This is a genomic window from Gracilibacillus sp. HCP3S3_G5_2 (genome assembly GCF_052063305.1).
Lineage (GTDB): Bacteria > Bacillota > Bacilli > Bacillales > Amphibacillaceae > Gracilibacillus.
In genome coordinates this window covers 44,263-60,529 of sequence record NZ_JBQHXU010000012.1, presented here as the reverse complement: position 1 = coordinate 60,529, position 16,267 = coordinate 44,263, and the positions used below count along the sequence as shown (strand labels likewise).

Sequence of the window (16,267 nt, the reverse complement as noted above, 5' to 3'; positions counted from 1 at the left end):
AATATGGTCTTGCAAGATTATAAAAGTACAAAGTGATACTTTCCTCAGTCGTAGTGTTTATCATCACTGAAGGTTAGTAAAACTTATCAGGGTGTTAGCGTCCGTAATCCTTTTAAGGTTTACAGATGGTTAGCACCGTGACAAACCAACCTAAACACATTTATATCTTGCAAATATGAATTGATAGGTGGTAGAAAATGGAAAAGAAAGAAAAATATCAAGTATTACTGTATTATAAGTTCGTCACAATTGAAGACCCGGAAACTTTTGCACATGATCACTTGAAATTCTGTAAAGAGTTAGGATTAAAAGGTCGAATTCTTGTAGCAGAAGAAGGTATCAATGGGACAGTTTCTGGAACTGTGGAACAAACAAATAAGTATATGGAAGCAATGCATAATGATCCGAGATTTAGTGACATGGTGTTTAAAGTCGATGAGGCAGATGGACATGCATTCAAGAAAATGCACTGTCGTCATCGCCCAGAGCTAGTAACCCTTCGCTTGGGTGAGGAAAATGTAGATCCACGCGAAAAAAATGCAGACTTTTTGGATCCAAAAGCGTTTTATGAAGCAATGCAAGATGAAAACACTGTTATTTTGGATACCAGAAATGATTATGAATATGAACTAGGACATTTCCGTGGTGCGATTAATCCTGATATTGATAGCTTCCGTGAACTACCAGAATGGATTGAAAATAACCGAGAGAAATTAGAAGGTAAGAAAATTCTCATGTATTGTACTGGCGGTATTCGCTGCGAGAAATTCGGTGGTTGGATGAAAGAAAAAGGATTTGATGATGTCGCACAACTTCATGGCGGAATTGTCACATATGGAAAAGATCCAGAAGTACAAGGCGAGCTTTGGGATGGGCAATTATACGTCTTCGATGAGCGTATTTCTGTTCCAGTTAATCGCAAAGAACATGTTGTAGTCGGTAGAGACTACTTCGATGGTGAACCTTGCGAACGCTATGTAAATTGTGCAAATCCTGATTGTAATAAACAAATCTTATGCTCAGAAGAAAATGAACATAAATATATGCGTGGATGTACACACGAATGCCGTGTTCACCCTCGCAATCTATATATCGCAGAACACAATCTTTCTGAAGAAGAAATCCAGGCACGACTGGATCGTATCGCTGAAGAAGACGGTGTTATGCAAGAATCATAGAAAACACGAGGTTTATCCTCGTGTTTTTTTATACTTATTTAGTTGACAGGTTGTTCCTCGTACTTATAGGTTGAATATGCTATCCTTTTTATCAAGGAGGCGATTGAATTGTCATTGTTTGATATTACCATTGAAACCGTTAAAGGTGAAAAGAAAACGGTGAATGATTATAAGGCAAAAGCATTGCTTATCGTGAATACTGCCAGTAAATGCGGCTTTACTCCGCAATTTGATGGGTTGCAAAAGTTGTACGAAAAGTATAAGGATAAAGATTTAGAAATTTTAGGCTTCCCTTGTAACCAGTTTATGAATCAGGAGCCTGGATCAAGCGAAGAAGCAGAGGAATATTGTCGGCTTAACTACGGTGTCACCTTCCCTATGTTTACAAAAGTAGATGTGCGGGGTAAAAATGCTCACCCCCTGTTCCAGCATTTGACAAAAGAAGCGCCAGGAATTATTTCCGAACAAATCAAATGGAACTTTACTAAATTCTTGATTGATGAAAACGGAATTGTGGTGAAACGCTACGCACCAAAAACAAAGCCTGAAGAAATAGAAAAGGATATCCAAGAATTACTACAACAGTAAAGTGAAACGATGATCAGCGGTGGCTTTGCAGAAGCTTAGCACCGTGATAAAGTGACAGTTGACAAAACTGTCACTTTTTTTGTTTGTTAAACAACTTCTTTGTCATCCAATCCTCTCGACAGTATGCCTTCCACACCCTCTTTTTCTATGTGAGATAAACATGATTATTGTTAGATATTTTAACAATAGGCATGACATTTTTATCACTTTATTAGTATTATTTACCTATAGTAAAAAAGAGTATACTCCGTTTTATCACATATGACAACCATGGTGATACTAGCGTAAACATTGAAATTATAATAGAAAAGGATGACACATATGGATACGATTCAGCTTCATCTTGATTTTGTTTGGATTATTATAGCCTCTATTCTAGTCTTTTTTATGCAGGCTGGTTTTACTGCATTAGAAGCGGGGCTTGTACGAGCAAAGAACTCGATAAATGTTGCGATCAAAAATGTCTGTGATTTACTAATAGCAACAGTTATATTCTCCCTATTTGGCTTTGCCATCATGTTTGGAGATTCGGCAAATGGTTGGATTGGATCAAGCCTTTTTTTCTTTCAAGGTTTAGATGATGACCCTTGGAATTGGGCATTTTTGTTCTTCCAAATTGTATTTGCGGGAACGGCAGCAACCATTGTTTCCGGTGCAATAGCAGAAAGAGTAAAATTTGGTGTCTACTTAGCTGGTACATTTTTTATTGTATTAATTATTTATCCCATTTTTGGTCATTGGGCGTGGGGGAGTCTTCTCCATCCAGATCAGGCAGGCTGGTTAGAGAATATTGGATTTGTTGATTTTGCTGGTTCTACCGTTGTACATTCTATTGGTGGATGGGTAGCACTAGCCGCAGTATTAGTAGTAGGTCCACGAATAGGAAAATATAATAATGGAAAAATCCGTCGATTTAAGCCATCCAATATAGTATTAGCGGCAATTGGTGTGTTTATTTTATGGTTAGGATGGTTTGGTTTTAATGCTGGATCAACCACGACTGGTGACACATCGATTGCCCTGATCGCTCTTAATACTCATTTAGCAGCAGTAGCTGGAGGATTGCTAGCAATGATTACTAGCTGGATAACGTCCTCACAACCAAAAGTCGAGGATATCTTGAATGGTATATTAGCTGGTTTAGTCTCCGTAACTGCGGGAGTTGCGGTCTTCACTCCACTTATGGCACTCTTATCAGGAGCAATTGGGGGCATTATTGTTGTATTTTCTCTTGTCTTTTTCGAAAGGATTTGTAAATTAGACGACGCTATTGGTGCAATTTCGGTCCATGGTGTCTGTGGTGCATGGGGGACACTTGCTGTAGGTTTATTTGGAACCATATCATTACTCCCAGCAGATACACGCCTAGAACAAATTTTTTCGCAAATGATTGGAATAGTCGTCGCTTTTGTCTGGGGATTCGTACTTGGATATCTTGTTTATAAAGGTATTGGATTTTTTATGAATCTTCGTCCAACGAAAGAAGAAGAACTTGCTGGCCTCAATGTTACGGAACATGGAGCAAGTATTGCGATGGTAGATACGATTCAATCTATGAAAGAAATTGCAAATTCAGCCGGTGATTTAACCCATACAATAAAAGTGGAGCCTGGTGAAGATACGTATGAGTTAAATGTCGCCTTTAACCAAGTAATAAAAAAACTAGATCGATTAGTCAAGCAAGTGAAAGATGCTTCTCTCTATGTAGAACATTCGGCAGAAGATTTACTCAAAGTAACAGAACGGTTACGGGAAGATAGTAAAGAACAAGTAAATACGATTGAAGCTACTCATCAAGTTTTTACCAAATCAGATCAACAGCTGGAATTAGAACTGGAACGAGAAAATGAAGTAATTGCTACGATTCAACAATTCTTCTCATCTATTGAACAAGTTAGTGAACATGTAACGGTACTAACAGAGGAAATGGTATCAGTACAATCGACTGTGAGTGATATTACAGGCATGAATAAAGAGGTAAACAACACAATGCAAAGGTATCAACAACAAAATCAACACGTACAACAGTTTTCTGATCAAAGTACCTCTGTTATGGGTGTAATTAAAGAAATTGCCGATCAAATCAATTTATTAGCATTAAATGCCGAAATTGAGGCTGCTCATGCTGGAGAATATGGGAAAGGATTTGCAGTTGTAGCAGAAGAAATTAGGAAACTGGCAGAGCAATCAAAACAAGCCACAATTGAAATTCAATCGATTATTACAGGTACAGTTAATACTATCCAACAAGGGCAACATGAATTTACTAGTTTTTCTAAAAAGCTACATCATTTATTAGAAGAATTAGCTTATATGCCAGAGAAATTCAATCGAATTAATAATGAGGTCAATGAAATTTATCAAGTCATGGATTATTTTACTAACAATCTAGAAGTAATGAGCAAAGAGACTTCTAAAATGCTGGAAAGTAAGCAAGAACAAAAGGTTAGCTTTCAGGAGATGCGAGATAAATTAGCAATTATTAATGTACAAATGAAAGAAAGTGATGCATCTATTGGTGATATTGCCAAGCGGATTGCTACGATGAAAAACCAAAGCTTGTCACTATCGAATACTGTTAAAAAATTTAAAACAAGCTAAATCATCAAAAGTGGCGGTGTACAACCCGCCACTTCTTTCAAATCAACCAATTTCTTTTAATAAGTTTGCCATCTCGATTGCCGAAATGGCAGCTTCTGCTCCTTTGTTTCCAGCTTTTGTACCTGCACGCTCTATCGCCTGTTCAATAGTGTCCGTTGTTAGGACACCAAAAATAACAGGAATCCCGGCATCCATCGATACACTCGCTACTCCTTTAGAAACCTCATTACTCACATAATCAAAGTGTGGTGTGGATCCACGGATAACCGTCCCTAACGTGATAACCGCATGATATTTACCTGATTCAGCCATTTTTTTCGCAACTAAAGGAATTTCAAAAGCTCCCGGTACCCACGCCACATCTATGTCTTCTTCGTTTACACCGTGACGACGAAGTGCATCCTCCGCACCACTCAACAGTTTACTTGTGATAAATTCATTAAATCTCCCTACAACCATTCCTACTTTTAAATCTGTACCTACCAAGTTTCCTTCAAATGTTTGTGCCATATTAAATTCCTCCTCCATCTTGTTGACTTTCTACATGTAATAAATGATCTAGTTTTTCTACTTTTGTTTGTAAATATTTCTCATTATTTTTATTTGCCGGAATTTCAATTGCTTTTCTTCCTACTAATTCCAGCCCATACTCCTCCACACTGGAAAGCTTACGTGGATTATTAGTTAGCAGATGCAGCTTTCCAACACCCAAATCTCTTAAGATCTGGACACTAATCGCATAATCTCGTAAATCATCTGGGAATCCCAATTGGTGATTGGCTTCAACCGTGTCATAGCCTTCCTCTTGGAGTTTGTAGGCTTTCATCTTATTTATTAAACCGATCCCGCGTCCTTCCTGCCGCATATAGACAAGCACTCCCCGACCAGCTTGTTGGATTTCCTCTAGTGCTTTTTCTAATTGCGGTCCACAATCACAACGCTCTGAACCAAATACATCACCTGTTAAACATTCGGAATGGACACGGACCAATGTAGGTTCATTTGGATTTAATTTACCTTTATATAAAGCAATATGCTCTTGGCCAGTATATTTTTCTGTATAGGCAACCAATTTAAATTCACCATATGCCGTCGGTAAATTGATTTCTGTCTCTTTTTCAATTAATTGGTCATAACGTTTGCGATATTGAATTAATTCTTGGATGGTAATCATCGGCATTTTATGTTTTTCTGCCAACTTTTCTAAATCAGGTTGACGTGCCATTGTACCGTCTTCATTCATAATTTCACAGATTACAGCTACTGGCTTCGAGCCCGCAAGACGAGCTAAATCAATTGCTGCTTCCGTATGACCGGTTCGTTCAAGTACTCCAGCAGTTCTTCCGATTAATGGAAAAACATGACCAGGGCGATTAAAATCCTCTGCTGTCGTCGTATCATCGACTAACTTCTGAATCGTTAATGCCCGCTCTTGCGCACTAATTCCAGTGTGAGTCGTATGATAATCGATACTCACTGTAAAATTAGTACCATAATCATCGGTATTTCTTGTAACCATTTCTCCTAACTGAAAACGGTCAGCATAATGTTTCGTCATCGGTGCACAAATTAACCCACGCCCCTCCGTAGCCATAAAATTGATTACTTCCGGTGTGGTGTGTTCTGCTAAGGCAATAAAATCCCCTTCATTTTCACGGTCTTCGTCATCTACAACGATAACGATTTCTCCTTTTTGTAGTGCTTTTATAGCTACTTCTACAGACTGCTTCATACTTGCACCTCCTTAAAAACCATATTGCTGTAATTGCTCTTCTGTAATGCCTGTTGTTTGATTGGATGCCTGAAGGAGACGTTCCATGTACTTTGCTAGCATATCAAATTCCACATTCACGATGTCACCCTGATTTTTTGCTCCTAGAACCGTTGCTGATTGCGTTTCTGGTATTAATGAAATAGTGAATCCTTTGTCATCCACTCCAAAAACAGTCAGCGATGTACCATCTACCGAGACTGAGCCTTTCAACGTAAGATATCGTGTATCAGATACGGAAATGTAATAATACTTCGCGTTATCTTCCTGCCAAGTTCGTTCAATCGTTCCTACTGCATCCACATGACCAGAGACAAAATGGCCACCAAACCTGCCATTTGCATGCATGGCACGTTCTAAGTTCACGACAGACTGGGCGGATAATTTGGATAATGAGGAGCCTCGGAATGTTTCTGGAATTACGTCGACTGTAAACCAGTCAGCAGCAAAATTAGTTACGGTGAGACAAACACCATTGACGGAAATACTATCACCTATCGAAACATCTTCTGTTACCTTTTTTCCTTGAATCTTTACTTGTAAAGCTTGATTATGTTGTGTAATAGAGATGATTTTTCCCTTTTCCTCTACAATACCAGTAAACATTAAGATTCCTCCTTTGGTTTCGCGCTAAGCTTAATATCCGGGCCAATTTGTGTAAGTTCGATAATTTCTAGTTGCTGGGCCTCCTTCATAGATAAAGGGGATTCGCCACCGATTACCGATCGTGCGTCCTGTCCGCCTAAAAGTTTAGGTGCTATATACCAATGACATTCATCATAAAGTCCTTCCGTTAAGAAAGCTTGATGAATGGTTGCACCACCTTCTACATAAAGGGATTGCACCTTTTCCTCTGCTAAGACTTCCATCAGATCGTTCAAATCAATTTTTTCTGTGGGCAATTGGATCACTTTGATATGTGGATTTTTTTTTGTAAAGCATTCCTTATTTGCTTGCTTACCACATATCATCCAGGTTGGTGAATCAGGCTTCCATATTTGAAAATCACCTTGTAGCGATAAATGAGTATCTAAAATAATACGAATAGGACTTTTTCCACCTTGGGGTAGACGTGTCGTTAAGCTGGGATTATCTTTTTCTACTGTATGTCGTCCTACTAGAATTGCATCATGTTTATGTCGTTCTTTATGGACATCTTCTCTGGCTGCTGTTGATGTAATCCATTTACTGTCACCTGTAGCTGTCGCGGTTTTACCATCCAGGGTGGTCGCTGCTTTCAGGGTGATAAAAGGGCGCTTTTTTTCTATATAGTGAAAAAAATGTTGATTAATTCGTAGAGCACGCTGTTCTTGAATGCCAACTTCTACTTCTATACCAGCATTTTTTAAGATGTCGATACCCTTTCCTGCTACTTTAGGATTGGGATCAAGGCAGGCAATATATACTTTTTTGACCTCACTTTTTACTAAAAGTTCTGCACATGGCGGTGTTTTTCCGTAATGGGCACAAGGCTCGAGCGTAACATAAACATCTGCTCCTTTTGCCTTCTCTCCTGCTTGTGCAATTGCATGAACCTCAGCATGTGCTTCACCCGCTTTTAAATGAGTGCCGACACCAAGTAATTGTCCATCTTTTACAACAACAGCTCCTACAGCAGGGTTGGGACTTGTTTGACCTATGGTTCCTTCAGCCAGGTTGAGGGCAAGATCCATCCATTCTTCATTCGTTTTCACTTGATCATCACCTTTACATGTAAAATCAAAAAACCCTAGGTAATACATACCTAGGGTTAGTGGTTTAATTCATAGTAAAGAGCTTGGTTTTGTGGTCACAATACTATGGGAAGAGGAAAGGAAAGCCAGTTTGCACTTTCTTTCTGGATACTTTTTGTCAACACAAAAAGAACTGCTTTTCCCATAGAAAAGCTACTACGTCACCAATTCCTTTTCCCATCCAGACTATCACTGTCGGCTTTGGATTCTCACCAAATCCACCTTCACATGTTTCCATGATCCAGGTCACGGACTGAAAAAGCATCATTGCTTTTATCACCGTCGGTCGGGAATTACACCCTGCCCCAAAGGAATGTACTTCGTATTATTTTATTATGTAAACAGTATAAAGAATTTTTATCTTGATTGCAAAAAATACGTTTTGTTAGTTGCTGGAAGTATGTGTTAGTATAAGGGTGATCACTTAAAAAAGGAGGATAGCACATGATTACAAAGGTAGAAAAATCGGTAACGGACTGCTCTCTACATGGTGTATGTGGCGGTATTGCCAAGCACTTTGGAATTTCCTCATTCATTGTCCGCCTAATTTTTGTACTTTTTCTTCCTGCAGGACTTATTGCTTATATAGTTCTAGCAAATCTTTCCAGCCCAACCTAAATCTTTGTAGTATAAGGAGAGGTCCAATGATAATAAAAGTGTTGAAAAAACCTTATGAACTGGAAGTCTTTGACGCATTGGATTCAAGAATTACTTTTACCCAAAAGGAAATGGTCTACTATCATAATCTTAAACAAGGATATGAAGGTGAGAAAAACTTCGAACAACTGTTAAGAGACACATTGGTTGGTTCCTTTTTGGTTATAAGTGACATTCGGATGGAGATAGGTACTACTTTTTTCCAAATTGACTCAATTCTATTAACAGGAGACACCCTTTACCTTTTTGATGTGAAAAATTATCCGGGTGATTATATGCATGCCGAAAAAAGATGGTACAAGCTCCCAAAGAAAGAAATCAATAATCCACTTTTGCAATTAAAGCGTAATGAAACATTGATGCGGCAGGTTTTACAAGAACTACAAGTAAATGTGCAAATGGAATGCTATGATGTTTTTATTAATTCCGAGTTCACCCTCTATCAAGCCCCAATCAATAAGCAACTTATTTTCCCGAGCCAAATAGCTAAATTTATAAAAGATCTTCGGTCACAAACTCCTGTAACATCTTCACAACACAAATTAGCGAAACAATTAATAGCTCGAGATACCGGAAACTATCCTTATCCCAGAATTCCTACATATGAATATCAACAATTGAAGAAAGGCTTGCGCTGCGTTAATTGTAATTCAATATCCGTAAATTTAAGAGGTAGAAATTGTTTCTGTTCTACCTGTGGGCACGTCGATGCTATTCACAAAGCTTTTTTGCGAAACATTGATGAATTACGATTACTTTTTTCGGATCAGAAGTTAACTACTAACCTTGTATATGATTGGTGTGGCAAAGAGTATTCTAAGAAAAGTATTCAACGGTTATTAGAGAGGAATTTTCAAAAGAATGGTGTCCGTCAATGGACTTACTATGGCTAAGTATCCTTTAATAAAACATTGCCCATGGATTTAATTTTCTCATGGGCAATGTTTTACTTACTATTGTTGGTTTATGATGGACAATTTTCTTGGATTTCCCGTCCTTTTGTCCTTCATTCCACTTATGATGGACAATTTTCTTGGATTCCCCATTCTTTTGTCCTTCATTCCGCTTATGATGGACACTTTTCTTGGATTCCCCATTCTTTTGTCCTTCATTCCACTTATGATGGACACTTTTCTTGGATTCCCCATTCTTTTGTCCTTCATTCCACTTATGATGGACACTTTTCGGACTTTACTCATTCTATTGTCCTTCATATCTCATCTATGAAAAACCCACTTCAGTCTTCTCCCAATATCCTTACTTCTCGCTCTAATTCCACACCAAATTTTGCTTTGACTTCATGTTGCACCATTTCTATGACAGAAATGTAATCAGTGGCAGTGGCATTGTTTTTGTTGACGATAAATCCAGCGTGTTTGGTGGATACTTCTGCTCCGCCTATGCCTTTTCCTTGCAAGTCGCTATCTTGAATCAGTTTTCCAGCAAAGTAGCCCGGTGGTCGCTTGAATACACTGCCACATGAAGGGTATTCCAAGGGTTGCTTTGACTCTCGCTTATAGGTTAAATCGTCCATTACTGCTTTGATTTCATGATAGTCTCCTTTTTCTAAGTGGAAGGTGGCTTCTAATACGATATAACCTTTTTCGGCGATATTACTTGTACGGTATGCAAGGTCAAAAGCTTCAGCCGGCATGCGATGTACCTCCCCGGCAGCATCAACGACAAGGGCACTTTCCAGGCAGTCTTTCACCTCTCCACCATAGGCACCTGCATTCATGTACAATGCACCTCCTACTGTTCCAGGGATACCACAGGCAAACTCGAGACCTGTTAAATGTTCACTCAAGGCAAAACGAGAGGCATCAATTATCCGAGCACCACTCTCTGCAATCACCTTGTCCCCGTCTCTTCGAATACCTAGAAACTTTTTCAAACTTAAAACTATCCCGCGAATCCCTCCATCTCTAACGATTACATTTGAACCATTTCCTAACAAGGTAAAAGGGACAGCTGTTTTATTGGCAAAACGGATGATTTCCTGCACTTCTTCTATAGTTGATGGTGTCACGAAGAAGTCAGCTTTTCCTCCTAATTTTGTATAAGTATGATTTTTTAGTTCCTCATCTATCAAAATATGTTCTGGATCAATAATTTGTTGTAATTCTTTTAAGATACTCATGTTAGATCAATCCTTTAATTTACTATTGTGTGATTCCACACAATTAATCTTTATTATAGCAATAACAAAATATGAACTGCAACATGAAAAAAAGCTAGACCTCTTAAAAAGAGATCTAGCCCATCAATGCTACCATTAATGCTTTCTGTGCATGTAATCTGTTTTCTGCTTCTTGGAAAACAACTGATTGTGGTCCATCAATAATGTCTGCTGTTACTTCTTCTCCTCTGTGGGCTGGCAAGCAATGCATGAAAATAGCATCTTGCTTGGCATAGGAGAACAGCTCTTGATTCACTTGATAATGTGCAAAAGCTTTTTCCCGTTCTTTTTGTTCCGCTTCTTGCCCCATACTTGCCCACACATCGGAATAAATTACATCTGCATTCCGCACTGCTGCCGTTGCATCTTCCGTTACTAACACCTCATTATCACCCGCAAAAGCCTGCGCTTCCTTCACTATCTCCGCATTAGGCTGATAATCCTTTGGTGCCGCAACCGCAACATCCAATCCCATTTTGGCACAGCCGATCATCAAGGAGTGAGCCATATTATTTCCATCCCCAATATAGGCTAGTTTTAACCCTTCCAGTCCTCCCTTTACCTCTTTAATCGTTTGGAGGTCGGCTAATACTTGGCAAGGGTGATAATCATCGGTTAAGCCGTTAATTACTGGAATAGAAGCATTCTCTGCTAAATCCTCTACATCCTGTTGGGAGAAGGTACGGATCATTATTCCGTCTAGATATCCTGACAAAACTTTTGCGGTATCAGAAATCGGCTCGCCTCTACCTAATTGAATATCATTGGAGCTTAAAAAAAGTCCCATTCCACCTAGCTGATAAATCCCTGTTTCAAAAGAGACACGAGTTCGAGTAGATGACTTTTCAAAGATCATTCCTAATGTTTTTCCTTTTAATGGCTGATATAGCTCACCATTTTTCTGTTTCTGTTTTATCTTTATCGCCAACTCTAAAATATAAGCTATTTCGGCTTTCGAGTATTCTGCAAGTGTAAGGAGGTCTTTCCCCTTTAATTGTTCCTTGATACTCATGGCATTGCACGCTCCTTTTTGTTTAAATCAGGCTTATTGTTTCGATAATTCTGGATAGGTTCAGGTGATTCTAGTTCTACCTGAGTTACTTCGATATAAGCAGATAACGTGTCATTTGCTGTAAAATGCAATGTATCGGAACGTAATGCTGCCTCACGTAATGACATATGCTGATCTCTTTCACCAGTGCGGTGTGTGTCGGCTATAAAGGCATACTTCTCGTCTATACATTTTTGTTCTGCTTCTTCTAAGCTCACGATCGAATTAACCTGGATACCGTGAGCTGATAATACTCCTGCTGTTTTTGGATCTGCTTCAATAGCTACTGTAAGTGACTGTAATTGTTTTTCAAGCTCGCTATCTATTTTAATAAGCGATAAGAAAATGGTATCTTGTTCGACTAATGGTTTCAGGTTATCCTCTTTCCAGCCGAATGCTTTTGCCATCGCCTGTTCTACCGTTGTACCGAGTCCAATCGCTTCACCTGTTGATTTCATTTCCGGGCCAAGAATCGGATCGACTCCTGGTAACTTATTAGTCGAGAAAACAGGCATTTTTACTGCATAATAAGGCACTTCTTCATGGAGACCGAGCTTCCATTCCTGATTGGTTAATGATTCACCCATTTGTACCCTTGTCGCCAGATCGACCATTGGCACACCAGTAACCTTGCTTGCAATTGGCACGGTCCGTGATGCTCGTGGATTTACTTCCAGCACATAAATCGTTTTTCGGTCCTCACTTAGAACAAATTGGATATTCATAATTCCTTTAACATTTAGTTCTTGAGAGATTTTTTGGGCGTATAATTCTATGGTTCTCTTATGTTCTTCCGCTAGCGTAGGAGCTGGAAAGATTGCAACACTATCACCGGAATGAACGCCCGCTTTTTCCACATGTTCAAATATACCAGGAATTAATACGTCTGCCCCATCACATATCGCATCAATTTCCATCTCATATCCTTCAATATAACGGTCAATTAATAAAGGAAATATTCGATTATCATGTGCTTTCGCTTGTAAGTTTACTAAATAGTCAACAAGCTGGTTTTCATTATGCAAAATAACCATTCCTTGACCACCAATAACATAAGACGGGCGTATTAAAATCGGGTAGCCGATTTTGTTTGCAACTGCTTTCGCATCCTCCACAGCCATTACGGTATCGCCAGGAATATGTGGGATATTTAATCGTTGTAAAAGCTGATAAAATAAATCACGATCTTCCACCGCTTCAATGGCTTCGAGGGCAGTACCAGCAATCGTAACACCTGCTTTTTGTAAGCCATCCGCTAGATTTATTGCTGTTTGACCTCCAAATTGGACCAAAACACCTTGGGCATTTTCCTTTTCAATAACGTGTAATACATCTTCAACGGTTAGTGGCTCAAAATAAAGATGATCTGCCGTGTTAAAGTCCGTACTTACCGTCTCCGGGTTATTGTTAATAACAACCGCATCAATACCTTGACCTTGCAGAGACTTAGCTGCATGAACGGAACAATAGTCAAATTCCACCCCTTGACCAATACGAATTGGACCAGAGCCTAATACAACCATTCGCTTCTCTCCGCCCAACGCCTCTACCTCATCCCATTCGTTCCATGAACTATAGAAGTAAGGTGTTTCTGCCGAGAATTCAGCAGCACATGTATCCACCATTTTATATGAAGGTGCGAGCTTTTCTGCTTTTATTTTATGTTGAATGGCTGCTATATCTACGTTTAACAACTTAGCCAAAGTCAGATCGGAAATACCAAAGCCTTTGGCAGCTTTTAAATCCTCTGCTTCTATCTCCTGCCAACCTTTTGCAGCAATTTCTTTTTCTTTAGAAATCATAGCTTCTAACTCATACAAAAAGTAATTATTGATTGCTGTAATCTCATGGATCTCCTCCACGGTCATTCCCCTACGTAAGCCTTCCGCAACCACAAACAACCGCTCATCTGTCGCTTTATCTAGTGCGGTATGTAGCTCCTGTTGAGATAATTGTTCCACGCCAGGTAAATGTAACGAATCTAAGCCAATTTCCAGTGAACGAATCGCCTTATTGATCGCCATCGGGAAGTTACGCGCGAGTGCCATTACTTCTCCTGTTGCTTTCATTTGTGTACCTAATAAACGGTCAGCCCCCGTAAATTTATCGAATGGCCAGCGTGGAATCTTAGCAGCAATGTAATCAATTGCCGGCTCAAAGCTTGCATAGGTGTCACCCGTAATTGGGTTAATCACTTCATCTAAATGGTAGCCTAGCGCAACTTTTGCCGCAATCCGAGCAATGGGATACCCCGTTGCTTTAGAGGCTAATGCACTAGAACGGCTAACTCTTGGGTTTACTTCGATAATGATATAATCATCATTATCCGGATTTAGCGCAAATTGAATATTACATCCACCAATGACTCCTAACTCACGGATAACCTTTACAGAGGAAGTACGAAGCATTTGGTATTGACGATCTGTTAACGTTTGAGACGGTGCAACAACAATACTATCTCCTGTATGGACACCGACTGGATCAAAGTTTTCCATGTTACATACGATAATGCATGTATCGTTTGAATCACGCATTACTTCATATTCAATTTCCTTCCACCCTTTGACACTTTGTTCAATTAATACCTGACTGATTGGGCTATAGTGAAGGCCATTTTTTACGATAGTACGTAATTCTGCTTCATTATTAGCAATCCCGCCACCAGCACCTCCAAGTGTATAAGCCGGACGTACGATCATTGGGTAGCCGACTTCATCTGCAAAATGGACAGCTTCCTCAACAGAAGAAGTGGAGAGACTCTCGGCAATTGGTTCTCCGATATCTTTCATCATTGATTTAAAGATTTCACGGTCTTCCCCTTTTTGAATAGTTTCAAGTGGTGTCCCTAATAACGTGACATTGTATTTCTCCAAAACACCTGCTTCATCTAATAAAACAGCCATATTCAGACCTGTTTGACCGCCTAATGTCGGCAAAATACCATCAGGACGCTCTTTTTCAATAATTTTTGTGATCGAATCACAGGTTAACGGTTCGAGATATACTTTATCTGCTATATTTTCGTCTGTCATGATCGTAGCAGGATTATTGTTAACAAGTATTACTTCTACGCCATCTTCTTTTAAAGCCAGACATGCTTGGGTGCCGGCGTAATCAAATTCGGCTGCCTGCCCAATCACAATTGGACCGGAGCCGATTACAAGTACTTTCTTTATGTTGTCTTTCTTAGGCATGCTGTTTCTCTCCCTTAGTAATGAACTGCTGGATAAAGTCTACGAATAAATGATGTGTATCGATTGGGCCTGGATGTGCCTCAGGATGAAATTGTACGGTCATCAAAGGTTTCGTTTTATGTTTTAAACCTTCCACGGATTGATCATTGACATTAACGTGCGAAACATACCAATTGTTGCGATTCACGGAGTCATAGTCGACTACATAACCATGGTTCTGCGATGTAATCATTACTTTACCAGTTTGCAAGTCTTTCACTGGGTGATTACTTCCTCTGTGACCATATGGTAATCGTTTGGTTGTTGCACCATGTGCCAATGCGATTAACTGATGCCCTAGACAAATGCCCATCGTCGGGAAGTGTTCCGAGATTTGTTTAATGTTTTCCGATAGGTGGGCTAATGCTTTAGGATCACCAGGGCCGTTAGATAATAGCACACCATCCGGATCTAATGATTGAACTTCCATAAAGGTAGTATTATATGGTACAACTGTTACATCACAACCCAATTCTAATAGGGAATGTGCAATGGAATGCTTATAACCAAAGTCGATTACTACTACGTGTGGTGTCGGATGTCCGGCTGGGTTATCTGTTTTATAGTATGTTTTTTCTTTAACAGATACGGTGGAAACAATATTCGGGTTTACAGATGTATTTACAGGCTTTTCTGCAGGATCCTGTGTCATTTTTCCGTATACCTCTCCGTGCTCACGGATGATTCGTGTTAATGCTCTTGTATCAATATGAGATAATGCTGGAATATGATGCTTCTCTAACATTTCCATTAACGTATTTTTAGATTCATAATGTTCTGGGTTATGGCTAGGTGTGGAGACGATAAAGCCTTTTAAAGATGGCTTAATACTTTCATAATCGATCTCGTTCCAACCATAGTTTCCAATTAAGGGATATGTCATGGTAACGATTTGTCCAGCATATGAAGGGTCTGTCATCACTTCCTGATAACCCGTCATCGCTGTATTAAATACGAGTTCTCCCTCTGCTTGCTTATGAGCTCCTATCCATTTTCCTTCTAAAACATCCCCCGTATTTAATACAAGATAACCTGTTGTTTCTGGCATTTTGCTCCTCCTCCAATATCTAGCAATATATAATCTATATTTACATTGGTTTTCATCATTAATTGTTTATAATTATACTATATTATTTATATTTATGCATTATTTTTTTAAAATTTTTGAGGATCCTTTTATCTTGTTAGAAAAAAGGCAACCCCTGCCGGTCCATAATTAAATGCTAATTAGATGTCGATTACTTCAGTAGTAATGATGAAATATTTGAACAGCTAA

Annotated in this window: 14 protein-coding genes and 1 riboswitch; of the genes, 5 read left to right on the top strand and 9 right to left on the bottom strand. The window is 39.2% G+C overall.

All coding sequences use genetic code 11. The features are described from left to right. Positions 1-197: 197 nt before the first annotated feature. From trhO to amt, 3 genes are all read left to right on the top strand, one after another. Positions 198-1,178, top strand: a complete 981-nt coding sequence (gene trhO, locus ACTNEP_RS16720; RefSeq protein WP_441163132.1) for an oxygen-dependent tRNA uridine(34) hydroxylase TrhO — start codon at positions 198-200, stop codon at positions 1,176-1,178. A 108-nt stretch (positions 1,179-1,286) separates the two neighbouring features. Further along, on the top strand, positions 1,287-1,766 hold the full coding sequence (locus ACTNEP_RS16715; RefSeq protein WP_441163131.1) for a glutathione peroxidase: 480 nt from the start codon (positions 1,287-1,289) through the stop codon (positions 1,764-1,766). 321 nt (positions 1,767-2,087) lie between these two features. Continuing rightward, entirely contained in the window at positions 2,088-4,367 is a 2,280-nt protein-coding gene (gene amt, locus ACTNEP_RS16710) for an ammonium transporter (protein WP_441163130.1), read from the top strand. A gap of 42 nt (positions 4,368-4,409) precedes the next feature. Here amt and ribH read toward each other — a convergent pair whose 3' ends face one another. The 4 genes from ribH to ribD are packed head-to-tail and all read right to left on the bottom strand — an operon-like array spanning position 4,410 to position 7,880. Next, on the bottom strand, positions 4,410-4,877 hold the full coding sequence (gene ribH, locus ACTNEP_RS16705; protein WP_441163129.1) for a 6,7-dimethyl-8-ribityllumazine synthase: 468 nt from the start codon (positions 4,875-4,877) through the stop codon (positions 4,410-4,412). 1 nt (position 4,878) lies between these two features. Further along, positions 4,879-6,099, bottom strand: coding sequence for a bifunctional 3,4-dihydroxy-2-butanone-4-phosphate synthase/GTP cyclohydrolase II (locus tag ACTNEP_RS16700; protein ID WP_441163128.1), 1,221 nt, complete (start codon positions 6,097-6,099; stop codon positions 4,879-4,881). A 12-nt stretch (positions 6,100-6,111) separates the two neighbouring features. Then, complete coding sequence (ribE, locus tag ACTNEP_RS16695; protein ID WP_441163127.1) at positions 6,112-6,744, bottom strand: riboflavin synthase; 633 nt, start codon at positions 6,742-6,744, stop codon at positions 6,112-6,114. Further along, the gene (ribD, locus tag ACTNEP_RS16690) at positions 6,744-7,880 is read right to left on the bottom strand and encodes a bifunctional diaminohydroxyphosphoribosylaminopyrimidine deaminase/5-amino-6-(5-phosphoribosylamino)uracil reductase RibD (protein WP_441163126.1); all 1,137 of its coding nucleotides are present in this window, start codon (positions 7,878-7,880) and stop codon (positions 6,744-6,746) included. The genes ribE and ribD overlap by 1 nt, the downstream gene beginning before the upstream one ends. Before the next feature lie 156 nt (positions 7,881-8,036). After that, a riboswitch (FMN riboswitch) is annotated at positions 8,037-8,188 on the bottom strand. A 127-nt stretch (positions 8,189-8,315) separates the two neighbouring features. On the opposite strand from ribD, the gene ACTNEP_RS16685 reads away from it, so the two are divergent. After that, the gene (locus tag ACTNEP_RS16685) at positions 8,316-8,489 is read left to right on the top strand and encodes a PspC domain-containing protein (RefSeq protein ID WP_441163125.1); all 174 of its coding nucleotides are present in this window, start codon (positions 8,316-8,318) and stop codon (positions 8,487-8,489) included. Between the two features lie 26 nt (positions 8,490-8,515). After that, positions 8,516-9,421 carry a nuclease-related domain-containing protein gene (locus tag ACTNEP_RS16680; protein ID WP_441163124.1) on the top strand — a complete coding sequence of 302 codons (906 nt, stop codon included), beginning with the start codon at positions 8,516-8,518 and terminating at the stop codon, positions 9,419-9,421. A gap of 60 nt (positions 9,422-9,481) precedes the next feature. On the opposite strand, the gene ACTNEP_RS16675 is transcribed toward ACTNEP_RS16680, so the two are convergent. The 5 genes from ACTNEP_RS16675 to ACTNEP_RS16655 form a co-directional block, all read right to left on the bottom strand. After that, positions 9,482-9,727: a hypothetical protein gene (locus ACTNEP_RS16675; protein ID WP_441163123.1), complete on the bottom strand. Its 246-nt coding sequence runs from the start codon at positions 9,725-9,727 to the stop codon at positions 9,482-9,484. Positions 9,728-9,765: 38 nt separating this feature from the next. Beyond that, positions 9,766-10,668, bottom strand: coding sequence for a UDP-N-acetylmuramate dehydrogenase (gene murB / locus ACTNEP_RS16670; protein ID WP_441163122.1), 903 nt, complete (start codon positions 10,666-10,668; stop codon positions 9,766-9,768). A 115-nt stretch (positions 10,669-10,783) separates the two neighbouring features. Further along, complete coding sequence (gene argF, locus ACTNEP_RS16665; RefSeq protein ID WP_441163121.1) at positions 10,784-11,719, bottom strand: ornithine carbamoyltransferase; 936 nt, start codon at positions 11,717-11,719, stop codon at positions 10,784-10,786. Continuing rightward, positions 11,716-14,952, bottom strand: coding sequence for a carbamoyl-phosphate synthase (glutamine-hydrolyzing) large subunit (gene carB, locus ACTNEP_RS16660; RefSeq protein WP_441163120.1), 3,237 nt, complete (start codon positions 14,950-14,952; stop codon positions 11,716-11,718). Before carB ends, argF begins: the two co-directional genes overlap by 4 nt. Further along, the gene (locus ACTNEP_RS16655) at positions 14,945-16,039 is read right to left on the bottom strand and encodes a carbamoyl phosphate synthase small subunit (protein WP_441163119.1); all 1,095 of its coding nucleotides are present in this window, start codon (positions 16,037-16,039) and stop codon (positions 14,945-14,947) included. Before ACTNEP_RS16655 ends, carB begins: the two co-directional genes overlap by 8 nt. Between the last annotated feature and the right edge of the window lie 228 nt (positions 16,040-16,267).